17 protein-coding genes are annotated in these 19491 nt (G+C 66.0%); 12 read left to right on the plus strand and 5 right to left on the minus strand.

The window, feature by feature from the left end; translation table 11 throughout:
• The first annotated feature begins 21 nt into the window (after positions 1 to 21).
• From KTQ37_RS12195 to KTQ37_RS12205, 3 genes are all read left to right on the plus strand, one after another.
• The gene (locus tag KTQ37_RS12195; RefSeq protein WP_218630799.1) at positions 22 to 426 is read left to right on the plus strand and encodes a metallopeptidase family protein; all 405 of its coding nucleotides are present in this window, start codon (positions 22 to 24) and stop codon (positions 424 to 426) included.
• A 63-nt stretch (positions 427 to 489) separates the two neighbouring features.
• Positions 490 to 1419: an MBL fold metallo-hydrolase gene (locus tag KTQ37_RS12200; RefSeq protein WP_218630800.1), complete on the plus strand. Its 930-nt coding sequence runs from the start codon at positions 490 to 492 to the stop codon at positions 1417 to 1419.
• 83 nt (positions 1420 to 1502) lie between these two features.
• A complete protein-coding gene (locus tag KTQ37_RS12205) occupies positions 1503 to 2450 on the plus strand; it encodes a 1-phosphofructokinase family hexose kinase (protein WP_218630801.1) in 948 nt (315 codons plus the stop codon).
• A gap of 4 nt (positions 2451 to 2454) precedes the next feature.
• Here KTQ37_RS12205 and KTQ37_RS12210 read toward each other — a convergent pair whose 3' ends face one another.
• Positions 2455 to 4113 (minus strand): NAD+ synthase, encoded by a 1659-nt coding sequence (locus KTQ37_RS12210; RefSeq protein WP_218630802.1) that lies wholly within the window; start codon positions 4111 to 4113, stop codon positions 2455 to 2457.
• A gap of 200 nt (positions 4114 to 4313) precedes the next feature.
• On the opposite strand from KTQ37_RS12210, the gene KTQ37_RS12215 reads away from it, so the two are divergent.
• The 8 genes from KTQ37_RS12215 to KTQ37_RS12250 all read left to right on the plus strand — a co-directional run bounded on the left by KTQ37_RS12215 (position 4314) and on the right by KTQ37_RS12250 (position 14562).
• Entirely contained in the window at positions 4314 to 5798 is a 1485-nt protein-coding gene (locus tag KTQ37_RS12215; protein ID WP_218630803.1) for an MORN repeat-containing protein, read from the plus strand.
• A gap of 330 nt (positions 5799 to 6128) precedes the next feature.
• The gene (locus KTQ37_RS12220) at positions 6129 to 7688 is read left to right on the plus strand and encodes a 2-isopropylmalate synthase (protein ID WP_218630804.1); all 1560 of its coding nucleotides are present in this window, start codon (positions 6129 to 6131) and stop codon (positions 7686 to 7688) included.
• A gap of 343 nt (positions 7689 to 8031) precedes the next feature.
• Complete coding sequence (locus KTQ37_RS12225) at positions 8032 to 9069, plus strand: rod shape-determining protein (protein WP_218630805.1); 1038 nt, start codon at positions 8032 to 8034, stop codon at positions 9067 to 9069.
• 46 nt (positions 9070 to 9115) lie between these two features.
• Entirely contained in the window at positions 9116 to 10009 is an 894-nt protein-coding gene (gene mreC, locus KTQ37_RS12230; RefSeq protein WP_218630806.1) for a rod shape-determining protein MreC, read from the plus strand.
• Positions 10002 to 10541 carry a rod shape-determining protein MreD gene (locus KTQ37_RS12235; protein WP_218630807.1) on the plus strand — a complete coding sequence of 180 codons (540 nt, stop codon included), beginning with the start codon at positions 10002 to 10004 and terminating at the stop codon, positions 10539 to 10541. Before mreC ends, KTQ37_RS12235 begins: the two co-directional genes overlap by 8 nt.
• Positions 10542 to 10551: 10 nt before the next feature.
• Positions 10552 to 12474, plus strand: coding sequence for a penicillin-binding protein 2 (gene mrdA / locus KTQ37_RS12240; RefSeq protein ID WP_218630808.1), 1923 nt, complete (start codon positions 10552 to 10554; stop codon positions 12472 to 12474).
• Between the two features lie 11 nt (positions 12475 to 12485).
• Complete coding sequence (gene rodA, locus KTQ37_RS12245; protein ID WP_218630809.1) at positions 12486 to 13625, plus strand: rod shape-determining protein RodA; 1140 nt, start codon at positions 12486 to 12488, stop codon at positions 13623 to 13625.
• Position 13626: 1 nt separating this feature from the next.
• Complete coding sequence (locus KTQ37_RS12250; protein WP_218630810.1) at positions 13627 to 14562, plus strand: 2-hydroxyacid dehydrogenase; 936 nt, start codon at positions 13627 to 13629, stop codon at positions 14560 to 14562.
• Here KTQ37_RS12250 and KTQ37_RS12255 read toward each other — a convergent pair.
• The 4 genes from KTQ37_RS12255 to hisS form a co-directional block, all read right to left on the minus strand.
• Positions 14559 to 15485 carry a carbohydrate kinase family protein gene (locus tag KTQ37_RS12255; protein ID WP_218630811.1) on the minus strand — a complete coding sequence of 309 codons (927 nt, stop codon included), beginning with the start codon at positions 15483 to 15485 and terminating at the stop codon, positions 14559 to 14561. The two genes, KTQ37_RS12250 and KTQ37_RS12255, sit on opposite strands and share 4 nt — an antisense overlap.
• A gap of 393 nt (positions 15486 to 15878) precedes the next feature.
• Entirely contained in the window at positions 15879 to 16583 is a 705-nt protein-coding gene (gene hisG / locus KTQ37_RS12260) for an ATP phosphoribosyltransferase (protein WP_218630812.1), read from the minus strand.
• Entirely contained in the window at positions 16580 to 17650 is a 1071-nt protein-coding gene (locus tag KTQ37_RS12265) for an ATP phosphoribosyltransferase regulatory subunit (RefSeq protein WP_218630813.1), read from the minus strand. The genes hisG and KTQ37_RS12265 overlap by 4 nt, the downstream gene beginning before the upstream one ends.
• Positions 17650 to 19137, minus strand: a complete 1488-nt coding sequence (gene hisS, locus KTQ37_RS12270; RefSeq protein WP_218630814.1) for a histidine--tRNA ligase — start codon at positions 19135 to 19137, stop codon at positions 17650 to 17652. The genes KTQ37_RS12265 and hisS overlap by 1 nt, the downstream gene beginning before the upstream one ends.
• 96 nt (positions 19138 to 19233) lie before the next feature.
• Between hisS and KTQ37_RS12275 the strand changes: the two genes are divergently transcribed.
• Positions 19234 to 19440 carry a SlyX family protein gene (locus tag KTQ37_RS12275; protein WP_218630815.1) on the plus strand — a complete coding sequence of 69 codons (207 nt, stop codon included), beginning with the start codon at positions 19234 to 19236 and terminating at the stop codon, positions 19438 to 19440.
• Positions 19441 to 19491: the final 51 nt, after the last annotated feature.

Genomic DNA, 19491 nt, shown 5'->3' on the forward strand with positions numbered 1-19491 from the left:
CAGCTTTGGAGGGCGTTGGATATGGACGGTTGGAACGGGCGGCTTGCGCCCACGCTTGCGGAATTCGAGGCGCTGGCCGAAGCGGCGCGCGCAACCCTGCCCGAGGCATTCCGCGCCCCCGCTGCGACGGTGGTGCTGCGCGTCGAGGATTTCGCCCCCGAGGATCTGCTCGACGAGATGGAAATCGAGGATGCGTTCGAGTTGACCGGCCTTTACGAGGGCATCCCGATGACCGAGAAATCGGTGATGGACCCCGGCGGACCGGACGTGATCTGGCTGTTCCGCCGCCCGATCCTCGATGAATGGGCCGCGCGCGGCGACGTGCCCCTCGACGAGTTGATTGCCCATGTCTTCATCCACGAACTCGCGCATCATTTCGGCTGGTCCGACGATGACATCGCCACGATCGACCGCTGGTGGGAATAGGAAATCCTTGCCCCGTGCGGGCGCGGTGCTACCCTTTTGCCCATCAAACAGGGAGGCCTTTTCATGACGATCCGACTGAACAGACGCACTGCCCTTGCCACCGCCGGTCTGGCTTTCGCAACCCCTGCGCTCCTGCTCGGGCGCGCAGCAGTGGCTCAGGGCACGACCGCCCCACCCGCCGCAATCCCGCCTTACCGGCGGATGATGCTTGGCAATTTCACCGTGACCACGCTTCTGGCGGCCACCGGCAAGATGGAGGAACCCCAGGGTGTTTTCGGGATGAATGCCAGCCCCGAGGAGTTCGCGGCGCTCTCGGAGGCGGCCTTCATCCCTGCCGACAGATCGTTCAGTTTCTTCACGCCGACGCTGGTTGAAACCGGCGGCGAGAAGATCCTTTTCGACACCGGGCTTTCGGCCGATGGCATCCGTGCGGCGCTTGGCGCGGCCGGGCATGACGCGGGCTCGATCACCACGGTCGTGCTGACCCATATGCACCCCGACCATATCGGCGGCCTGTCGGACGATGCTGGCGCGACCTTCGCCAATGCCACCTATGTCACCGGCCAGGCCGAGTTCGACCACTGGGCCGCCACCGGGAACGAGGGCTTCGAGGCCAAGGTGCGCCCGCTGGCCGAAAAGATGCGCTTCCTCGGCGATGGAGAGGATGTCGCGACCGGCGTCACCTCGGTTCTTGCCGCAGGGCATACGCCCGGCCACATGGCCTATTGGCTGCAAAGCGAGGGGCGCGAACTTGTGCTGACCGCCGACACCGCCAACCATCACGTCTGGTCGCTGCAAAAGCCCGACTGGGAAGTGCGCTATGACGCCGACAAGGCCGCCGCCGCCGCGACCCGGCGCAGCCTTCTGGGGCGCATCGCGGGCGACAAGGTGCCCTTCGTGGGCTACCACATGCCCTTCCCGGGCGTGGGGTACCTTGAGACCAAGGACGACGGTTTCCGCTTCGTGCCCGCCAGCTACCAGCTCGATCTTTAAACCTTCTGCGCTGCGGCGATCCCCTTGGATCGCCGCGCCCAACCTGTCATGATTGCGCTAAACCTACCCGTGCAGGGGCGCCCATGACCTCGATCCTGACCATCACCCTCAATCCCACGGTCGATCTGTCGATCACCGCCGAGCATGTCGAGCCCGACCGCAAGCTGCGCTGTTCGCGACCCGACGAGGACCCGGGCGGCGGCGGCATCAACGTCAGCCGCGCGATCACCGTTCTGGGCGGCCACTCCACCGCCTTCGTGGCGCTTGGCGGCCCCACGGGCGACAAGGTCATGCACCTGCTGGCCGAGCAAGGGATCGGCCTCTATCCCTTTCGCGCCCCGGCCGAGACGCGCCAAAGCCTGACCGTCACCGACGCCTCGACGGGCGAGCAATATCGCTTTGTCATGCCGGGTCCGACCTGGGGTTCGGGCGATGTGAAGAAGGCGCTTGACCGGATCGCACGGGCCGCTCCGGAAAACGGGATCGTCGTGCTTTCGGGCAGCCAGCCGCCGGGCGTGCCCGACGACTTCCCCGCGCGGCTCTCGTCGCGGATCGCCCGGACCAAGGCGCGCTTCTTCCTCGACACCTCGGGGCGCGCGCTGCACAATCTGCTCTATGCGGGGGCCAAGCCCGCCGACGTGCTTCGGATGGACGATATCGAGGCCGAGGAACTGGCCCGCCGCCCGCTGCCCAACCGCACCGACAGCGCCGATTTCGCGCAAAGCCTCGTGCTGCGCGGGATCGCCAAGGCGGTGATCGTGGCGCGTGGCGGCGATGGCAACGTGCTGGCCACCGCGACCGAGCGGTGGGTGGCCGAGGCCGCGCCCGTGCCGGTCGTCTCCAAGGTCGGCGCAGGCGACAGTTTCGTTGGCGCCTTCACCCTGGCGATGGCGCGCGGACTGACCCTGCCCGAGGCGCTGCGTTGGGGCGCGGCGGCGGCCTCGGCGGCGGTGATGACCCCCGCGACCGACCTGTGCGAAGTGCGTGAGGTCCGGCGCCTGCTGCCTGCAAGCCCCGTCTCGGCGCTCTGAGCAGTCAGCTCGGGTCGCGCCAGCGGTTGACCATCGGGTAGCGCCGATCCAGCCAGAAGGCCCGCGTCGTCAGGCGCGGCCCCGGCGCCGACTGGAAGCGCTTCCATTCCGAGATATAGAGCAGATGCTCGATGCGCTTGACCGTGGCGCGGTCGAAGCCCGCGGCAACGATCTCCTCGACCGACTGATCCTCTTCCACCAGCCGCTCAAGGATCGCGTCGAGCACCTCGTAGGGCGGCAGGCTGTCCTGGTCCTTCTGGTTCTCGCGCAGCTCGGCCGAGGGCGGCTTGGTGATGATCTGCGGCGGCACGACCTCGCCCTCCGGGCCCTTCATCCAGGGCCGGTGATTGGCGTTGCGCCAGCGGCAGGTCTCAAACACGCGGGTTTTATAAAGGTCTTTCAGCGGGTTATAGCCGCCCGCCATGTCGCCATAGATGGTGCAGTAACCCACCGCGACCTCGGATTTGTTGCCCGTGGTCAGCAGCATCGCACCGAACTTGTTCGAGATCGCCATCAGCATCGCGCCGCGCAGACGCGACTGGATGTTTTCCTCGGTGACGTCAGGCTTGGTGCCCTCCATCAGATGCGCAAGCGCCCCCTCCACCGCGTGGCGGCTTTCCTCGATCGACACGGTATCGAGCCGACAGCCCAACCGCCGCGCCGCATCCGCCGCATCATCGAGCGAACCCTGCGAGGTAAAGCGCGAGGGCAGCATGACGCAATGCACGTTCTCGGGCCCCATCGCATCGGCCGCAATCGTCGCCACCAGCGCCGAGTCGATCCCGCCCGACAGGCCCAGTACGACCTTCTTGAAGCCCGACTTTGCCAGGTAGTCATGCAGCCCCATGACCATGGCGCGGTAGTCCTGCTCCCAATCGTCGGGCTGCGCGTCCTTGCGGCCGGGCAGCGCGCGCCAGCCCTCGGGGCCGCGCTCAAAATCGACATGGTCGATGACCTCGTCGAAGGGCGCAAAATGCACCGCCATCTCGCCATGCGGGTTCAGAACGAAGCTGGAGCCGTCGAAAAGCTGGTCATCCTGCCCGCCGACCATGTTGAGGTAAACCAGCGGCAGCCCCGTCTCGACCACCCGCGCCACGGCGACATTCATCCGCAGATCAAGCTTGCGGCGGCGATAGGGCGAGCCGTTCGGCACCAACAGGATCTCGGCTCCGGTCTCGGCCAGCGTCTCGGCCACATCGGGATGCCAGGCATCCTCGCACACCGGCGTGCCGACGCGCAGCGGCCCGATCCGGTAAGGCCCCGAGATCGGCCCCGAATCGAACAGGCGCATCTCGTCGAAGACGTCCTCATATGGCAGGTGATGCTTGAGCAGCCGGGCCACCACCTTGCCCTCCTGCAAAATCCAGTAAGCGTTGTATTGCCCGCTCTCGTCCCAGTACGGCCCGCCGATCCCAAGCGCGGGACCATCGGTGATCTTCGCCGCCAGAGCCTCCATCGCCGCCATCGCGTCGCGCACGAAGGCGGGTTTGAGCACCAGATCCTGCGTCTGGTAGCCGGTCAGGAACATCTCGGGCAGGGCCACCATCTGCGCCCCGGCGCGCTTGCCCTCTTGCCAGGCGGCCAGCGCCTTGTCGGCATTGGCCCCAAACGCGCCCACGGTGGCGTTCAACTGGGCAAGGGTCAGGCGAAATGTCTCGGCCATCGGCGGCTCCTCTTACACGTCTGGCTTGGTTTAGCGCCAAGGCCGAGCGGTTGAAAGGCAGGCTGCGTCAATTTTGCCCCGTTCGGCAAGGCTTGGCACCCGCGAGGCTCCGCGGAGCGCTTGTCTCGGCCCGAAGCTGCCTTTAGGCTGTGCACGCCCGGGCAGAGCAGGCCAGGGGCCAAGATTGATAGGGGGCACGCATGGCAGGCAACGGCAGCAGAGTCGGTCACTTCCGGGCATATGGTCTGGCACTGGCACTCTCGGGCCTTGCGGCATCGCTACCGCTGAGCGTGGCGGCGCAGGACGTCATCACCAAGCAATATGACGACGGCGGCGTCTATGAGGGCACCTTCAAGGACGGCAAGCAGCACGGCACCGGCAGCTACCGCCTGCCCTCGGGCTATGAATACGAAGGCGACTGGGTCATGGGTGAGATCCTGGGCCAGGGCCGCGCGAAATTCCCCAACGGCTCGGTCTACGAGGGTCAGTTCACCAAGGGCGAGCCGAACGGCAAGGGCAAGATCACCTTCGCTGATGGCGGCACCTATGAAGGCGACTGGGTCGCGGGCCAGATCACCGGAGAGGGTGTTGCGACCTATTCGAACGGCACCACCTACACCGGCAGCTTCAAGAACGCGTTGCATGACGGCAAGGGCGTGCTTACCGGCCCCGATGGCTACCGCTACGAGGGCGACTGGGTCGCGGGCGTCAAGCAAGGCACGGGCAAGATCAGCTACCCCGATGGCGCGGTTTACGAGGGCGCCATGCTGGCCGGGCTGCGCGCCGGGCAAGGCAAGCTGACCATGGCCGACGGGCTGACCTACGAGGGCGGCTGGAAAGAGGGCCAAATGGACGGCGCTGGCCGCCTTGTGCAGAGCAATGGCGATGTCTTCGAAGGCGCCATGGCCGCGGGCAAGCGCGAGGGACCGGGCAAGGTCACCTATGCGAATGGCGATGTCTACGAGGGCGGATTTGTCGCCGACCGCCGCCAGGGCAAGGGCGTGTTCCGCGGCACCGACGGCTATATCTACGATGGCGACTGGTTTGAGGGTCGGATCGAGGGCTCCGGCACCGTGACCTACCCCGATGGCTCGGTCTATGCCGGGCAGTTCCTCAACGACCTGCCGCAGGGCAAGGGGCTGATCACCTACCCCGACGGTTCGACCTACGAGGGCGACTGGCAGGCGGGCGTGATCGAGGGCACCGGCGTTGCGCGCTATGCCAACGGGCTGGTCTACGAGGGCCAGTTCCTCGCCGCGCGCAACCACGGCATGGGCAAGATGACCTATCCCGACGGCTACATCTATGAGGGCCAGTGGGCCGACGGCCAGCGCCATGGGCAGGGCCGCGCGACCTATTCGGACGGCACGGTCTACGAGGGCAATTTCGACGCGGGCCAACGCTCGGGCCAGGGCAAGATCACCATGCCCGGCGGCTTCACCTATGAGGGCGGCTGGCGCAATGGTGAGATCGACGGCGAGGGCGTGGCCACCTACGCCAATGGCGACGTCTATGAGGGCACCTTCGTCATGGGCAAGCGACAGGGCAAGGGCGTGATGCGCTATGCCTCGGGCGAGGTTGCCTCGGGCACCTGGAACGAAAACGTGCTGACCGAGGAAGCCCCCGCCCCGACCGAAGCCGAGCAGGCCCCGGTCGAAGCAGCCCCCGCCCCCGCCGGGAACTGAGCCCCACGCATTGCCTCTGTCGCGGATCATGCCGCGACAGACCGCCCGCGCCGAGCGGGCCGCATTTTTCGCTTTTCAATCGCGCTCGACGCCCTATAGTCCCACCCCATGACACGGATGATGAACATTTCGACCGACCGTACCGGGGCCTTCGCCCCCGGCCTGTCCGTCCGTGGTCTCCTTCTTCTTAGCAGCCTCTGAGCGTGCCCTCGGGCGCGACCGCTCAGGGGTATCCAGCGCCCGAAGCTCCCGAAGCCCAAGCGAGTGCTGGCCTTCGGGGTCCCATGACGCTAAGGAAAATGACGAAGAGACAATCCCATGGCCCAGAATATGACTGATAATTCCCGAGTTCTGATTTTCGACACCACCCTGCGCGACGGCGAACAGTCGCCCGGCGCGACCATGACCCATGACGAGAAGCTGGAAATCGCGCAGCTGCTCGACGACATGGGCGTCGATGTCATCGAAGCGGGCTTCCCGATCGCCTCCGAGGGTGACTTCGAAGCGGTCTCGGACATCGCGAAGAACGCCAGGAACTCGGTGATCTGCGGCCTGAGCCGCGCGAACTACAAGGATATCGACCGCTGCTGGGAGGCCGTGCGCCACGCCAAGCGGCCGCGCATCCATACATTCATCGGCACCTCGCCGCTGCACCGGGGCATCACCAACCTCGATCAGGACGAGATGATTGCCCGCATCCATGAAACCGTCACCCATGCCCGCAACCTGTGCGAGGATGTGCAGTGGTCGGCGATGGACGCCATCCGGACCGAGCGTGACTATCTGTGCCGCGTGGTGGAAACCGCGATCAAGGCCGGTGCGACCACGATCAACATCCCCGACACGGTGGGCTACACCCTGCCGCAGGAATCGGCCGACATCATCGCGATGCTGCTGGAAAAGGTGCCGGGCGCCGATCAGGTGATCTTCGCCACCCACTGTCACAACGACCTCGGCATGGCGACGGCGAACGCGCTGGCGGCGGTCTCGGCCGGGGCACGCCAGATCGAATGCACGATCAACGGCCTGGGCGAGCGCGCAGGCAACACGGCCCTCGAAGAGGTCGTGATGGCGATCAAGGTGCGCAAGGATCTGATGCCCTTCACCACCCGGATCGACACCACCAAGATCATGGGCATCTCGCGCCGCGTCAGCCAGGTCTCGGGCTTCCCGGTGCAGTTCAACAAGGCCATCGTCGGCAAGAACGCCTTCTTGCATGAATCGGGCATTCACCAGGACGGCGTGCTGAAGAACGTCGAGACCTTCGAGATCATGAAGCCCGCCGACATCGGCATCACCGAGACGAACATCGCCATGGGCAAGCACTCGGGCCGTGCGGCGCTGCGCTCCAAGCTGCAGGACCTGGGCTTTGAACTGGCCGATAACCAGCTCAACGATGTGTTCGTGCGCTTCAAGGCGCTGGCCGACCGCAAGAAGGAAATCTACGACGATGACCTGATCGCGCTGATGTCGGACTCGGCGGCCAATACCGACACCGACTATCTGCAGGTCAAGTGGCTGCGCGTGGTTTGCGGTTCGGACGGTCAGGAAGCCGAGTTGAAGATGCTGGTCGACAACGTCGAGAAATCGGCCAAGTGCGAAGGCGACGGCCCCGTCGATGCGGTGTTCAACTGCGTCAAGACGATCTATCCGACGACCGCGCGGCTCAAGCTCTATCAGGTCCATGCCGTGACCGAGGGCACCGACGCGCAGGCCACCGTCTCGGTTCGCATGGAAGAGGACGGTCGCATCGTGACCGGCTCGGCTGCAGATACCGACACGATCCTGGCCTCGGTCAAGGCCTATGTCGGCGCGCTGAACCGCCTGCGCGTGCGCAGCCAGAAGACCGCGCCGGATGCCGACGTGAAATCGATCAGCTACAAACTCTGAGCGAATTTTCGACCCTCGGGCGCCGTGCAGATCCCTGCACGGCGCCTTTTTCCTGCGCGGGCGTTGGTTCGAAAATGAAAACTTCCGTAGCGCCACCCTGAAATCGGCCGTTTGGCGCACGGTTTCGTGAGATGTTGGAAATCATCAATTTTTGAGACCATGAAGGCACTCAGAGCCACCGAAAAGTTGCAAAACCGAAAACCTTGCCCAGTCGATACGCGGAATGCCGCGTGCCTGCCCCGGTGCGACAGGGATTCGGCTTCCGCATTTGCGGCGCTTTGCCTATACGGACTGAAACCCGCTCGGACACGAGTCGGGGCATGATTCTATTGGGATGGGTAAAATGATGGGTCTGGGCGGGATCTTCTCCTCTGACATGGCAATCGACCTCGGGACGGCGAACACGCTGGTCTATGTGAAGGGCAAGGGGATCATCCTCAACGAGCCCTCGGTGGTGGCCTACCACGTCAAGGACGGCAAGAAGCAGGTTCTGGCCGTGGGCGAGGACGCCAAGCTGATGCTCGGGCGCACTCCCGGCTCGATCGAGGCGATCCGTCCGATGCGCGACGGGGTCATCGCCGACTTCGACAGCGCCGAAGAGATGATCAAGCACTTCATCCGCAAGGTCCACAAACGCTCGACCCTCTCGAAACCCAAGGTCATTGTCTGCGTGCCGCATGGCGCAACCCCGGTTGAAAAGCGCGCGATCCGTCAGTCGGTCCTGTCGGCAGGCGCCCGCCGCGCCGGCCTGATCGCGGAGCCCATCGCTGCGGCTATCGGCGCGGGTATGCCGATCACCGATCCCACCGGCTCGATGGTTGTCGATATCGGCGGCGGCACCACCGAAGTGGCGGTGCTTTCGCTGGGTGACATCGTCTACGCGCGCTCGGTCCGCGTTGGCGGCGACCGTATGGACGAGGCGATCATTTCCTACCTGCGCCGCAACCAGAACCTTCTGGTCGGCGAATCCACCGCCGAGCGGATCAAGACCACCATCGGCACCGCGCGGATGCCCGACGACGGCCGCGGCGCCAGCCTGATGGTGCGCGGGCGCGACCTGCTCAACGGTGTGCCGAAGGAAGTCGAAATCACCCAGGCGCAGGTCGCCGAGGCCCTCTCGGAGCCGGTTCAGCAGATCTGCGACGCGGTGATGCAGGCGCTTGAGACCACCCCGCCCGACCTGGCGGCCGACATCGTGGATCGCGGCGTGATGCTGACCGGTGGCGGCGCGCTTCTGGGCGAGTTGGACCTGAGCCTGCGCGAGCAGACCGGCCTGTCGATCTCGATCGCCGACCAATCGCTGAATTGTGTTGCGCTCGGCACCGGGAAGGCACTGGAATACGAAAAGCAACTTCGGCATGTGATCGACTACGACAGCTGACACCGTCAGCGGACGGGGGGCTTGCCCCCCCTAGGCGGAGGCGCGATTGGCACGCAATCGGGACGATCAGGATTACGCAGGCCCCCTGCGCCGCATCGGCATTGCGGCGCTGATCCTCGTGCTGGCCGCGACCTTCCTTGTCTGGCGCATCGACAGCCCGCGGGTTGAACGCTTCCGCGCCAGTTTCATTGACCGTTTCGTTCCGACCTTCGACTGGGCCATGGTCCCGGTGACGAATGTGCTCGGCATGGTCGAAGGCTTCCGCTCCTACGCGCGCATCTACGAGCAGAACCAGGAGCTGCGCCGCGAGTTGCAGCAGATGAAATCCTGGAAAGAGGCCGCCGTTCAGCTGGAACAGCAAAACGCCAAGCTCTTGGCACAGAACCAGGTGCGGCTTGATCCCAAGCTGACCTCGGTTTCGGGTGTGGTGCTTGCGGATTCGGGCAGCCCGTTCCGGCAGTCGGTCCTGCTCAATGTGGGCTCGCGCGACGGGATCGTGGATGGCTGGGCGACGATGGACGGGCTGGGGCTGGTGGGCCGCATCTCGGGCGTCGGGCGCACGACAAGCCGCGTGGTGCTGCTGACCGATTCCTCGTCGCGCATCCCGGTCACGATCCAGCCCTCGGGGCAGCGGTCGATCCTGACGGGTGACAACTCGCCCTTCCCGCCGCTCGACTTCCTTGAAAACCCTGACCAGATCCGCCCCGGCGACCGCGTGATCTCGTCGGGCGATGGCGGCGTTTTTCCGGCGGGCCTTCTGGTTGGCCAGGTGATGCAGGGTCAGGACCGGCGCCTGCGCGTGCGCCTCTCGGCCGATTACGAGCGGCTCGATTTCCTGCGCGTGCTGCGCTCGCACCCGGCCGAGCAGTTGCAGGACGCGGGCCCACTGATCCCGCCACCGCCCGCAACGATCGAGATGTCGGAGGGCGGCAATGGTTGATCCGCTGACCAGACGCCGGATCTTGCATCGCGCGCTCTATGTCGGGCTGGTGGCGGCGATCCTGTTCCTGCGTCTGCTGCCGGTCAACCCGATGGCCACTGGCATCCCCGGCCCCGACCTGACGCTCGCGCTGACGCTGGCCTGGGTTCTGCGCCGTCCCGATTACGTGCCCGCCCTACTGATCGCCGGGGCCTTCCTGCTCGAAGACCTGATGTTCTGGCGCCCCGTGGGCCTCTGGGCGCTGATCGTCCTTGTCGGGACCGAATTCCTGCGCGCCCGCGAAGGCGCCACGCGCGACCTGCCCTTCCTGCTGGAAATGGCGCTGGTGGCGGGCGTGATGGTCGCGATGCTGCTTTTGAATCGCATGATCCTGGGCCTTGCCATGGTCGATCAGCCTGCCCTTGGCCTTGAACTGCTGCGGCTGGTGATGACCCTGATCGCCTATCCTTTCGTCGTCGCCCTGTCGCGGCTTGCCTTCGGGTTGCGCCGCGCCGCACCGGGCGAGATCGACCCGCTCGGGCATCGGCTGTGAGGGCGCGGGAATGAGACACTCGGAAAAACAGACGCAGGAAAGCCGCTCGACGATCACCCGTCGCGGGTTGATGCTGGGCGCGGCGCAGGCGGCAATCGTCGCCACGCTTGGGCTCAGGATGCGCAAGATGCAGCTGGAGCAGGCCGACGAATACCGCCTGCTGGCCGAGGGCAACTCGGTCAAGATCCGCCTTATCCCGCCCGCCCGCGGCCTGATCCATGACCGCAACGGCACGATCATCGCGGGGAACGAGCAGAACTACCGCGTGACGATCACCCGCGAGGATGCCGGCGATGTCGAGCAGCTTCTGGCCGATCTGCGCCGCCTGATCGCGATCACCGACGAAGAGGCCGCCGAGGTTCTGGCCGAGATCAAGCGCCGCCCGCCGCACGCGCCGGTGACCGTCGCCGACCGGCTGAGCTGGGAGGAGTTCTCGCGCGTGGCCGTCAATGCCCCCGCCCTGCCCGGCGTGACGCCGGATGTGGGCCTGTCGCGGCTTTATCCGCAGCGGGGCGATTTTGCCCATGTCATCGGCTATGTCGGCCCGGTCTCGGATTACGACCTCAGCCAGATCGCCGACCCGGACCCGCTATTGCGTATTCCCAAGTTCCAGCTTGGCAAGCTGGGCGTCGAGGCCAAGCTTGAGGACGATCTGCGCGGCCATGCGGGCCAGCGCCGGGTTGAGGTGAACAGCGCTGGCCGCGAGATGCGCGAGCTGGACCGCCGCGAGGGCGACCCCGGCGTGAACCTGCAACTGACGCTCGATTACCGGCTGCAAAACTTCGCACACCAGCGGCTTGGCGAGGAGTCCGCCGCCGCCGTGGTGATGGATGTGACCAATGGCGATATCCTGGCGATCACCTCGGCACCGTCCTTCGACCCCAATCTCTTCGTGCGCGGGATCTCGTCTGCGGATTACCGCACGCTGACCAGTGACGATCACCGACCGCTTGCGGACAAGACGGTGCAGGGCCTCTACCCGCCCGGCTCGACCTTCAAGATGGTGACGGTGCTCGCGGCACTTGAAGGCGGCGTCATCGGCCCCGAGGAGACCGTCTATTGCCCCGGCCATATCGAGATGGGCGGGCGGCGCTTTCACTGCTGGAAGCGCGTGGGCCATGGCCGCGTGAATGTGGTGCAAAGCCTCGAGCAATCCTGCGACGTCTTCTACTACGAGGTCGCGCAGAAGATCGGCATCGACAAGATCGCCGAGATGGCGCGCAAACTCGGCCTTGGCACACGCCACGATCTGCCGATGTCGGCGGTGGCCGAGGGGATCGCCCCCACCAAGGCCTGGAAGCAGGAGCGCTACGGCAAGGAATGGCGGATCGGCGACACGATCAACTCGTCCATCGGGCAGGGCTATGTGCTGGCCTCGCCGCTACAACTGGCGGTGATGACCTCGCGCATCGCGACGGGCCGCGCGATCAAGCCGCGCCTGATCCTGTCGCGCGACGGAGTTGAGGAGCCGCTGACCGAGGCTCCGCCTTTGGATCTGCAACCGGGCTGGCTCGAGCAGGTGCGGCGCGGGATGGACGCGGTGATCAACGGTTCGCGCGGCACGGCACGTGGATCGCGCATCGTCGCTGCCGAGTGGAGAATGGCCGGCAAGACCGGCACAAGCCAGGTGCGCTCTGCCGTGGTCGATAACAAGGAAGTCCCGTGGGAGCAGCGCGACCACGCGCTGTTTGTCTGCTATGCGCCGGCGGACAACCCAAAGTACGCGGTCGCGCTGATCGTTGAGCACGGCGGCGGCGGCTCGGCTGCGGCCGCACCGATCGCGCGCGACATCATGCTGTTTGCCCTGAACAACGGGCTGCCTCCGCTGGCTGCCTACCCGACCGAGCAGCGCGGCACGATCAAGACCCGGCTGGACGAAATGCAACTGATCGACCCCGAGACGGTCACCACGAGCGGCAAGAGCCGGGCCTGAGGGGGAATGGGATGAGCTATCTCGAAAGCAATCTCAAGACGGTGCCGACCGGCCTGCGCAAGGTGCTTTACCTGAACTGGCCGCTCATCATCCTGCTGTCAGCGGTGGCGAGCTTCGGGTTCCTGATGCTCTACTCGGTCGCGGGCGGAGATGCCGAGACCTGGGCCGAACCGCAGATGAAACGCTTTGCCGTCGGCATGATCGCGATGCTGATCGTGGGCTTCACCCCGATCTGGTTCTGGCGCAACATCTCGGCGCTGGCCTATCTGTTCGCGCTGCTTTTGCTGGTGGCGGTCGAGTTCTTCGGCGACATCGGCATGGGGGCGCAGCGCTGGCTCGTGCTTGGCCCGATCCGCCTGCAACCTTCCGAGTTGATGAAGATCGCCCTCGTGATGTTCCTGGCGGCCTATTACGACTGGCTCGGCGTCAAGAAGGTCTCGCGCCCGCTTTGGGTGCTGATCCCGGTGGCGATCATCCTCGTGCCGACATTCCTCGTGCTGACCCAGCCCGACCTCGGCACGGCGGTGATGCTGGTTCTGGGCGGCGGTTTTGTCATGTTCGCCGCCGGGGTCAGCCTCTGGTATTTCGGCACCGTCATCGCGCTGGTCGTGGCGCTGGTTTTCGGCGTTCTGGAAAGCCGCGGGACCGACTGGCAGTTGCTGCACGACTACCAGTTCAAGCGGATCGACACCTTCCTCGACCCCTCGGCCGACCCGCTTGGCGCCGGCTACAACATCACGCAGGCGCAGATCGCGCTTGGTTCGGGCGGCTGGTCGGGGCGCGGCTTCATGCAGGGCACCCAGTCGCGGCTCAACTTCCTGCCCGAGAAGCACACCGATTTCATCTTTACCACACTCGCGGAGGAGTTCGGCTTTGCCGGGGCCTTCTCGCTCCTGATGCTCTACGCCGGGATCATCGCTTTTTGCATCTATGCCGCGCTGATCAACAAGGATCGCTTCTCAAGCCTGCTGACATTGGGCATCGCGGGGACGTTCTTTTTCTTCTTCGCGATCAACATGGGCATGGTGATGGGGCTCTTGCCGGTGGTGGGCGTGCCATTACCCCTTGTGTCCTACGGCGGGACGGCGATGATGATCCTTCTGGCCGCCTTCGGGCTGGTGCAGAGCGCGCATATCCATCGCCCGAGGTAAGATGCTGACGATCCTTTACGATGGCGCGGCCAAGATGTGGCCCGTCTATCAACCCGCCCTCAGCACCGCGCTGGCCGAGGCGGGCATTGCCGCGCGCCTTGCGCTACCCGGCGAGGTCGCGCCCGAGGCCGTGGATTACATCGTCTATGCGCCGACCGGCCCGGTGCAGGATTTCACGCCCTTCATCCGCGCCAAGGCGGTCCTGAGCCTCTGGGCCGGGGTCGAGCGCGTTGTCGGCAACGCCACCCTGACCCAACCGCTTTGCCGCATGGTCGATGAGGGGCTGGAGCGCGGCATGATCGAATGGGTCACTGGCCATGTGCTGCGCGCCCATCTCGGGATGGACAAGCACATCCTCGACCAAAGCGGAAAGTGGGAGCAGATCGCCCCGCCGCTCGCGCCCGAACGTTCCGTCGTGATCCTGGGGCTTGGGGCGCTTGGCGCGGCCTGCGCGCGCACGCTGGCAAGCCTTGGTTTTCGGGTCAGCGGCTGGAGCCGGACACCGAAAGAGATCACTGGCGTCGACTGCCTGTCCGGCACGGACGGCCTGCGCAAGGCGCTTGCCCGCGCCGAGATCCTTGTCACGATCCTGCCCAACACGCCCGAGACCACCAACCTTCTGAACGCCGAGACGCTTGCGCAGATGCCGCGTGGCGCGGTGATCCTGAACCCGGGCCGTGGCAATATGATCGACGATGACGCGCTTCTGGCGGCGCTCGACTCCGGGCAGATCGGTCAGGCGACGCTGGACGTGTTCCGCATTGAGCCCCTGCCGCCCGAGCACCCCTATTGGGCGCATCCGCACGTCACCGTCACCCCCCACATCGCCGCTGAAACACGGCCCTCCTCGGCCGCGCGGGTCATTGTCGAGAACATCCGGCGCGGCGAGGCGGGCGAGCCATTCCTCAACCGCGTCGATCGCGACCGGGGTTACTAAAGTTCCTCGCGCCAGGGCGGGTTCGCGCCCGCGCGGCTGACGGTGATCCCCGCGACGCGCGCACCAAAGGCCAGCGCGGTGCGCAACGCCTCCGGTCCGACCCCGCGCACCCCGGCCTTGCTCAGCAGGCCGAAACTGGCCAACCGGTCGAGCACACCGGCGTTGAACGTATCGCCCGCGCCGACCGTATCGACGACGGCGACCTTGTTCGCCGCGATGCTGACCTCGGTCCCGTCCGCCGTCCAGGCCATAGCCCCTTCGCCCCCGCGCGTCACCAGCACCAGCGCGGGCCCATGCGCCTGCAACAACACGGCCTTCTCGGCCAGCCCTCCGGGGCCGGGGATCAGCCAGTGCAGATCCTCGTCCGAGACCTTCACGATGTCAGCCCTTGCAAACATCCGGTCGAGCCGCGCACGGAAGGCCGCCTCATCGCGAATGAAACCGGGGCGGATATTCGGGTCGATCATCACCGCGCGGGTTGCGCCCTCGCGTTCGAGCAAGGCCGCATAGGCCTCGGCCCCCGGCTCGCAGGCAAGGCTGATACCACCGAAGAAAAGCGCGTCCACCCTGTCCGGCAGGCTTGGCAGATCCTCGGGCGCGATCATCCGCCCGGCCGAGTTCTCGTCGTAGAAGGTGTAGCTTGCATGGCCCTCGCGCAGTTGCACGAAGGCCAGCGTCGTCAGCCGGTCCGAGTAGATCACCTGCGAGGCATCCACCCCGCTTGCCGCCAGCGCGGAGGCCAGTTGCGCGCCGAAAAGATCGGTCGAGAGGCCCGTCAGCATGCCGACGTCGGCGCCAAGGCGGCCAAGCGCGATGGCGGTATTGAACACCGCGCCGCCCGAATGGGGCGCAAAGGCGTTGCCGCCCTCGGCGGTGTGAGCCGGGATCATGTCAATCAGGGCCTCACCACAGCACAGGATCATCGACTTACCCTTTCAGATAGGCGCTCAGCGCGGCCACTTGCCAAAGGCCTACGCAAAGCGCGGCTCATCCGCAAGATTGCCTTAGAGCGCGCGGTTCTCCAGCCAAATCTGCGGGTTGGTGCAAGCAGTCGCGAGGCGCGAGGGGACCGGGTTGACTACATCGTGCAGAGTATCAAGACGCGACACCACGCAGAAACCCTTGGCAATCGGGCGATGCCTTCGGTCGCCGCCGGGACAACGATACAAGTCGCGAAATCGGCCATCTCCTCGCGCATTTGCGCGACCTAGGGGGTGCCGACACTATCACGATGGGCCTGACACGCGGCGCCAAGCGTCCGGGCCGGGAAGGCCTCGCACTCGAAGATGGCCCGATCGAAGAGACGTTTGGCGGGATCAGAGCCGTGGCGGCGCAACGCCAAGCTGCGCGGCAAGCGCGGTCAGCGCCCCCTCTTGCCCCTGCCAGTCGGCGGCCCGCGCGGCGAACAGTGTCGCCTGGCTCTGGTGGATCAGCCCGTCCGACAGGATCTTGAGGTGGTTGGCGCGCAGCGTCTCGCCCGACGAGGTGATATCGGCGATCGCCTCGGCGGTGAGGTTCTTCACCGTCCCCTCGGTCGCGCCCTGACTATCGACCAGCTGATAGTCGGCCACGCCCTCGCGGGTCAGGAACTCGCGCACAAGGCGGTGGTATTTGGTGGCGATGCGCAGGCGGAATCCATGCGCGGCGCGGAAAGCATGCGCGGCGGCGTCCAGATCCTCCAGCGTGTCCACATCCGCCCAGCAGGTCGGCACGGCAATGATCAGATCGGCATGGCCAAAGCCCATCGGCGCAAGCTCGGCCACCTGGGTTTCCCAGTCGGCCAGCTTGTCGCGCACAAGGTCGGACCCGGTGACGCCCATATGGATGCGCCCGGCAGCCAGCTCGCGCGGGATCTCGCCCGCCGACAGCAGCACCAGCTCGACCCCCTCGGCGCCGTCCACGGCCCCGGCATATTCGCGCTCGGACCCGGTGCGGCGCAGCGTGATCCCGCGTTCGGCGAACCACTCGAAGGTCTTTTCCATCAACCGGCCCTTGGAGGGCACGCCCAGCTTGATCGTCATGCCAGCCCCTCCAGATCGGCGACCAGTCCGGGGCGGATCACGCCGCCCACGGCGGGGATCTCGCGCCCCTGCCCCAAGACGCGGGTCAGCGCATCATAGCGCCCGCCCGAGGCCACGGGGGGCAGCGCGGGATCGGCGGCCGACAGCGTAAAGACGAAGCCGTCGTAATATTCCATCGTGGTGCGGCCATGGCTCGCGTCGAAGGTCAGCGCCGACAGATCCACCCCGCGCTTGTCGAGCGCCGACAGGCGGCGTTCGAGCCGCTCGGTCGCCGCCTCGATAGCGGGCAGGTCCAGCGCACGAAGCCGCGCGGGCGCCTCGATAGCCGGGCAGCGCAGGGCAAAGAGCGCATCGAGCCGCGCCACATCCGCCGTGGCAATCGGCGCGGCCTCGGCGTCGCGGGTCAGCCGCGCAATGCGGTCTTCCATCTCGGCAGGTGCGCGCATTCCGATCCAGGGCGCGTCAGAGCGGCCACCGGCCAGAACGGCCGCGCGGGTCTCGGGCGCTGGCACGAGGCCCGCATAGCGCGCCATCAGCTTGTGAAAGCGCTGCGGGCGCCAGATGTGCCGCGCCAGCGCCGCCTTGCGCTCGGGGATCGTGTCGAGCCCTTCGACCGCCGCACTCAGGATACCGATGTCACCAATGGTCGCGTTGAGCCCCAGCGGCGCCAAAGCGCCCGCGATCAGCGCGAAAACCTCGGCATCGGCGGCCTCGGGATCGGCGCGATCAAAGACCTCGTAGCCGAGCTGATTATATTCGGAAACGCGGGAGGCGCCGCGGTGATCCTGCTTGCGGAAGACCTCGCCCAGATAGCAATAGCGCGCGGGCTCGGCACCATTGGCCATGTGTTCCTGCACGACCGGAACGGTAAAGTCCGGGCGCAGCATGATCTCGCCACGCAGCGGGTCGGCGGTGACATAGGCGCGGGCACGAATATCCTCGCCGTAAAGGTCCAGAAGCGCCTCGGCCGGTTGCAGGAGGTCGGGTGCGATCTCGACGGCACCCGCCGCGCGGAAAGCGGCCAGGTAGCGCTTGCCGGTGGCGCGGGCTGCGGCTTTGCTGGCCATTACGCCCCCAACATCTTCTTCACGGTAGCAACCATGTCGGCGCGGGTCACCTCGACCTGCGCGGGCTGCTCTTTCCACTCTTCAAGGCTGGCCGAGGCCGCGATCTTGGCCCCGAGCACCAGATCCTTGATCTGCACGACGCCGCGCGTGGCCTCGTCGGTGCCCTGGATGATGGCCACCGGGCTTTCGCGCTTGTCGGCGTATTTGAGCTGGTTGCCGAAGTTCTTCGGATTGCCCAGGTAGACTTCGGCGCGGATACCCGCGCGGCGCAGCTCGGACGCCATGCCAAGGTAATCGCCCATCCGGTCGCGGTCCATCACCGTCACGACGACCGGCCCCTTGGCGACGCCACCGATGCGGCCCTTGGCCCGCAGCGCCGAAAGAAGCCGGTCAACACCGATCGAGACGCCCGTCGCCGGCACCGCCTGCCCGGTGAAGCGCTTGACCAGATCGTCATAGCGCCCGCCGCCCGCGACCGAGCCGAACTGCCGCTTGCGGCCCTTCTCGTCGAGGATTTCAAAGGTCAGCTCGGCCTCGAACACCGGGCCGGTGTAATACCCCAGACCCCGCACGACCGAGGGGTCGATCACGATACGGTCGGGACCATAGCCCTGGCTGTCAAGAAGCGAGGCGATCAGCTCCAGCTCATCGACACCCTCGATTCCACGGCTCGAGTTCGCAAGCTGCTGTCTCAAGCCCGCTATCGTCTCCTCATTGCTTGAGAGCCGCTGCATCAAAGTCGTCGTGAGCCACACCGCTTGAAGGTGCTCCAAGCCGGCACCGTCCGTAAAGTCGCCCGACTCATCTTTCCGCCCGGAAGTCAGCAGTTGTTCAACTCCTGCCGCTCCGAAGCGATCCATTTTGTCGATCGCTCGCATAGCGATGCCACGCTCATGCTGTTTGATTTCTGGATCGCTAGGATCCAGAAGACCGACGCACTCCATAATGCCATCGAGCACCTTGCGGTTGTTAACCCGCACGATGTAATCGCCACGCGGAATTCCCACGGCCTCCAGCGCATCGGCAAGCATCCCGCAGATCTCCGCATCCGCCGCGACCGAGGGCGCGCCCACCGTATCGGCATCGCATTGGTAGAACTGGCGAAAACGCCCCGGGCCGGGCTTTTCGTTGCGCCACACCGGACCCATCGTATAGCGCCGATAAGGCGCAGGCAGATCGTTGCGGAACTGCGCGGCCACGCGCGCCAGCGGCGCCGTCATGTCATAGCGCAGCGCCAGCCAGTCGCCGCCCTCGTCCTGCCAGGCAAAGACACCCTCGTTCGGGCGATCCACGTCGGGCAGAAACTTGCCAAGCGCCTCGACCGTCTCGACCGCGCTCGTCTCAAGCGGATCGAACCCATGGGCCCGGTAGACCTCGGCAATCGTGGCGAGCATCTCTGCCCGCTCGGTCACCTCCGCCCCGAAATAGTCGCGGAAACCCTTGGGGGTTTCAGCGCGGGGACGGCGGGGGGCTTTGTCCTTGGCCATGGGTCCACTCCGGCTTGCACCTTGTTGCATCTCGCGCGAGGGTGTAGCGGAAGGGCCGCGGCGCGGCAAGCCAAGGATGGCAGGGGGAACAGGGCGATGCAGGACAGGATGGACCGCGCAGAGGAAGAACTCGCGCATCTGGCGCGCACGGTCGAGGAACTCTCGGACATCGTCGCCCGCCAGACGATCGAGATCGAGCGCCTGAGCCGCAAGGTCGGCCTCTTGATGGAGCGCGAAGCCGAGCGCGAGTATGCCTCGGGCGGGCAGATCCCGCTGGCCGACCAGAAACCGCCGCATTGGTAAGCGCGCTTGTCCTTTCGTGCCGGTGCTGTAAGTCTTGGCGCGAACAGGACG

This window comes from Sedimentimonas flavescens (assembly GCF_019264375.1).
Classification (GTDB): domain Bacteria; phylum Pseudomonadota; class Alphaproteobacteria; order Rhodobacterales; family Rhodobacteraceae; genus Rhodobacter; species Rhodobacter flavescens.

Coding starts and splice junctions, on each gene's coding strand:
- KTQ37_RS12195 (WP_218630799.1), top strand. CDS start 22: ATGGACGGTTGGAACGGGCGGCTTGCGCCCACGCTTGCGGAATTCGAG.
- KTQ37_RS12200 (WP_218630800.1), top strand. CDS start 490: ATGACGATCCGACTGAACAGACGCACTGCCCTTGCCACCGCCGGTCTG.
- KTQ37_RS12205 (WP_218630801.1), top strand. CDS start 1,503: ATGACCTCGATCCTGACCATCACCCTCAATCCCACGGTCGATCTGTCG.
- KTQ37_RS12210 (WP_218630802.1), bottom strand. CDS start 4,113: ATGGCCGAGACATTTCGCCTGACCCTTGCCCAGTTGAACGCCACCGTG.
- KTQ37_RS12215 (WP_218630803.1), top strand. CDS start 4,314: ATGGCAGGCAACGGCAGCAGAGTCGGTCACTTCCGGGCATATGGTCTG.
- KTQ37_RS12220 (WP_218630804.1), top strand. CDS start 6,129: ATGACTGATAATTCCCGAGTTCTGATTTTCGACACCACCCTGCGCGAC.
- KTQ37_RS12225 (WP_218630805.1), top strand. CDS start 8,032: ATGATGGGTCTGGGCGGGATCTTCTCCTCTGACATGGCAATCGACCTC.
- KTQ37_RS12235 (WP_218630807.1), top strand. CDS start 10,002: ATGGTTGATCCGCTGACCAGACGCCGGATCTTGCATCGCGCGCTCTAT.
- mrdA (WP_218630808.1), top strand. CDS start 10,552: ATGAGACACTCGGAAAAACAGACGCAGGAAAGCCGCTCGACGATCACC.
- rodA (WP_218630809.1), top strand. CDS start 12,486: ATGAGCTATCTCGAAAGCAATCTCAAGACGGTGCCGACCGGCCTGCGC.
- KTQ37_RS12250 (WP_218630810.1), top strand. CDS start 13,627: ATGCTGACGATCCTTTACGATGGCGCGGCCAAGATGTGGCCCGTCTAT.
- KTQ37_RS12255 (WP_218630811.1), bottom strand. CDS start 15,485: ATGATCCTGTGCTGTGGTGAGGCCCTGATTGACATGATCCCGGCTCAC.
- hisG (WP_218630812.1), bottom strand. CDS start 16,583: ATGACGATCAAGCTGGGCGTGCCCTCCAAGGGCCGGTTGATGGAAAAG.
- KTQ37_RS12265 (WP_218630813.1), bottom strand. CDS start 17,650: ATGGCCAGCAAAGCCGCAGCCCGCGCCACCGGCAAGCGCTACCTGGCC.
- hisS (WP_218630814.1), bottom strand. CDS start 19,137: ATGGCCAAGGACAAAGCCCCCCGCCGTCCCCGCGCTGAAACCCCCAAG.
- KTQ37_RS12275 (WP_218630815.1), top strand. CDS start 19,234: ATGCAGGACAGGATGGACCGCGCAGAGGAAGAACTCGCGCATCTGGCG.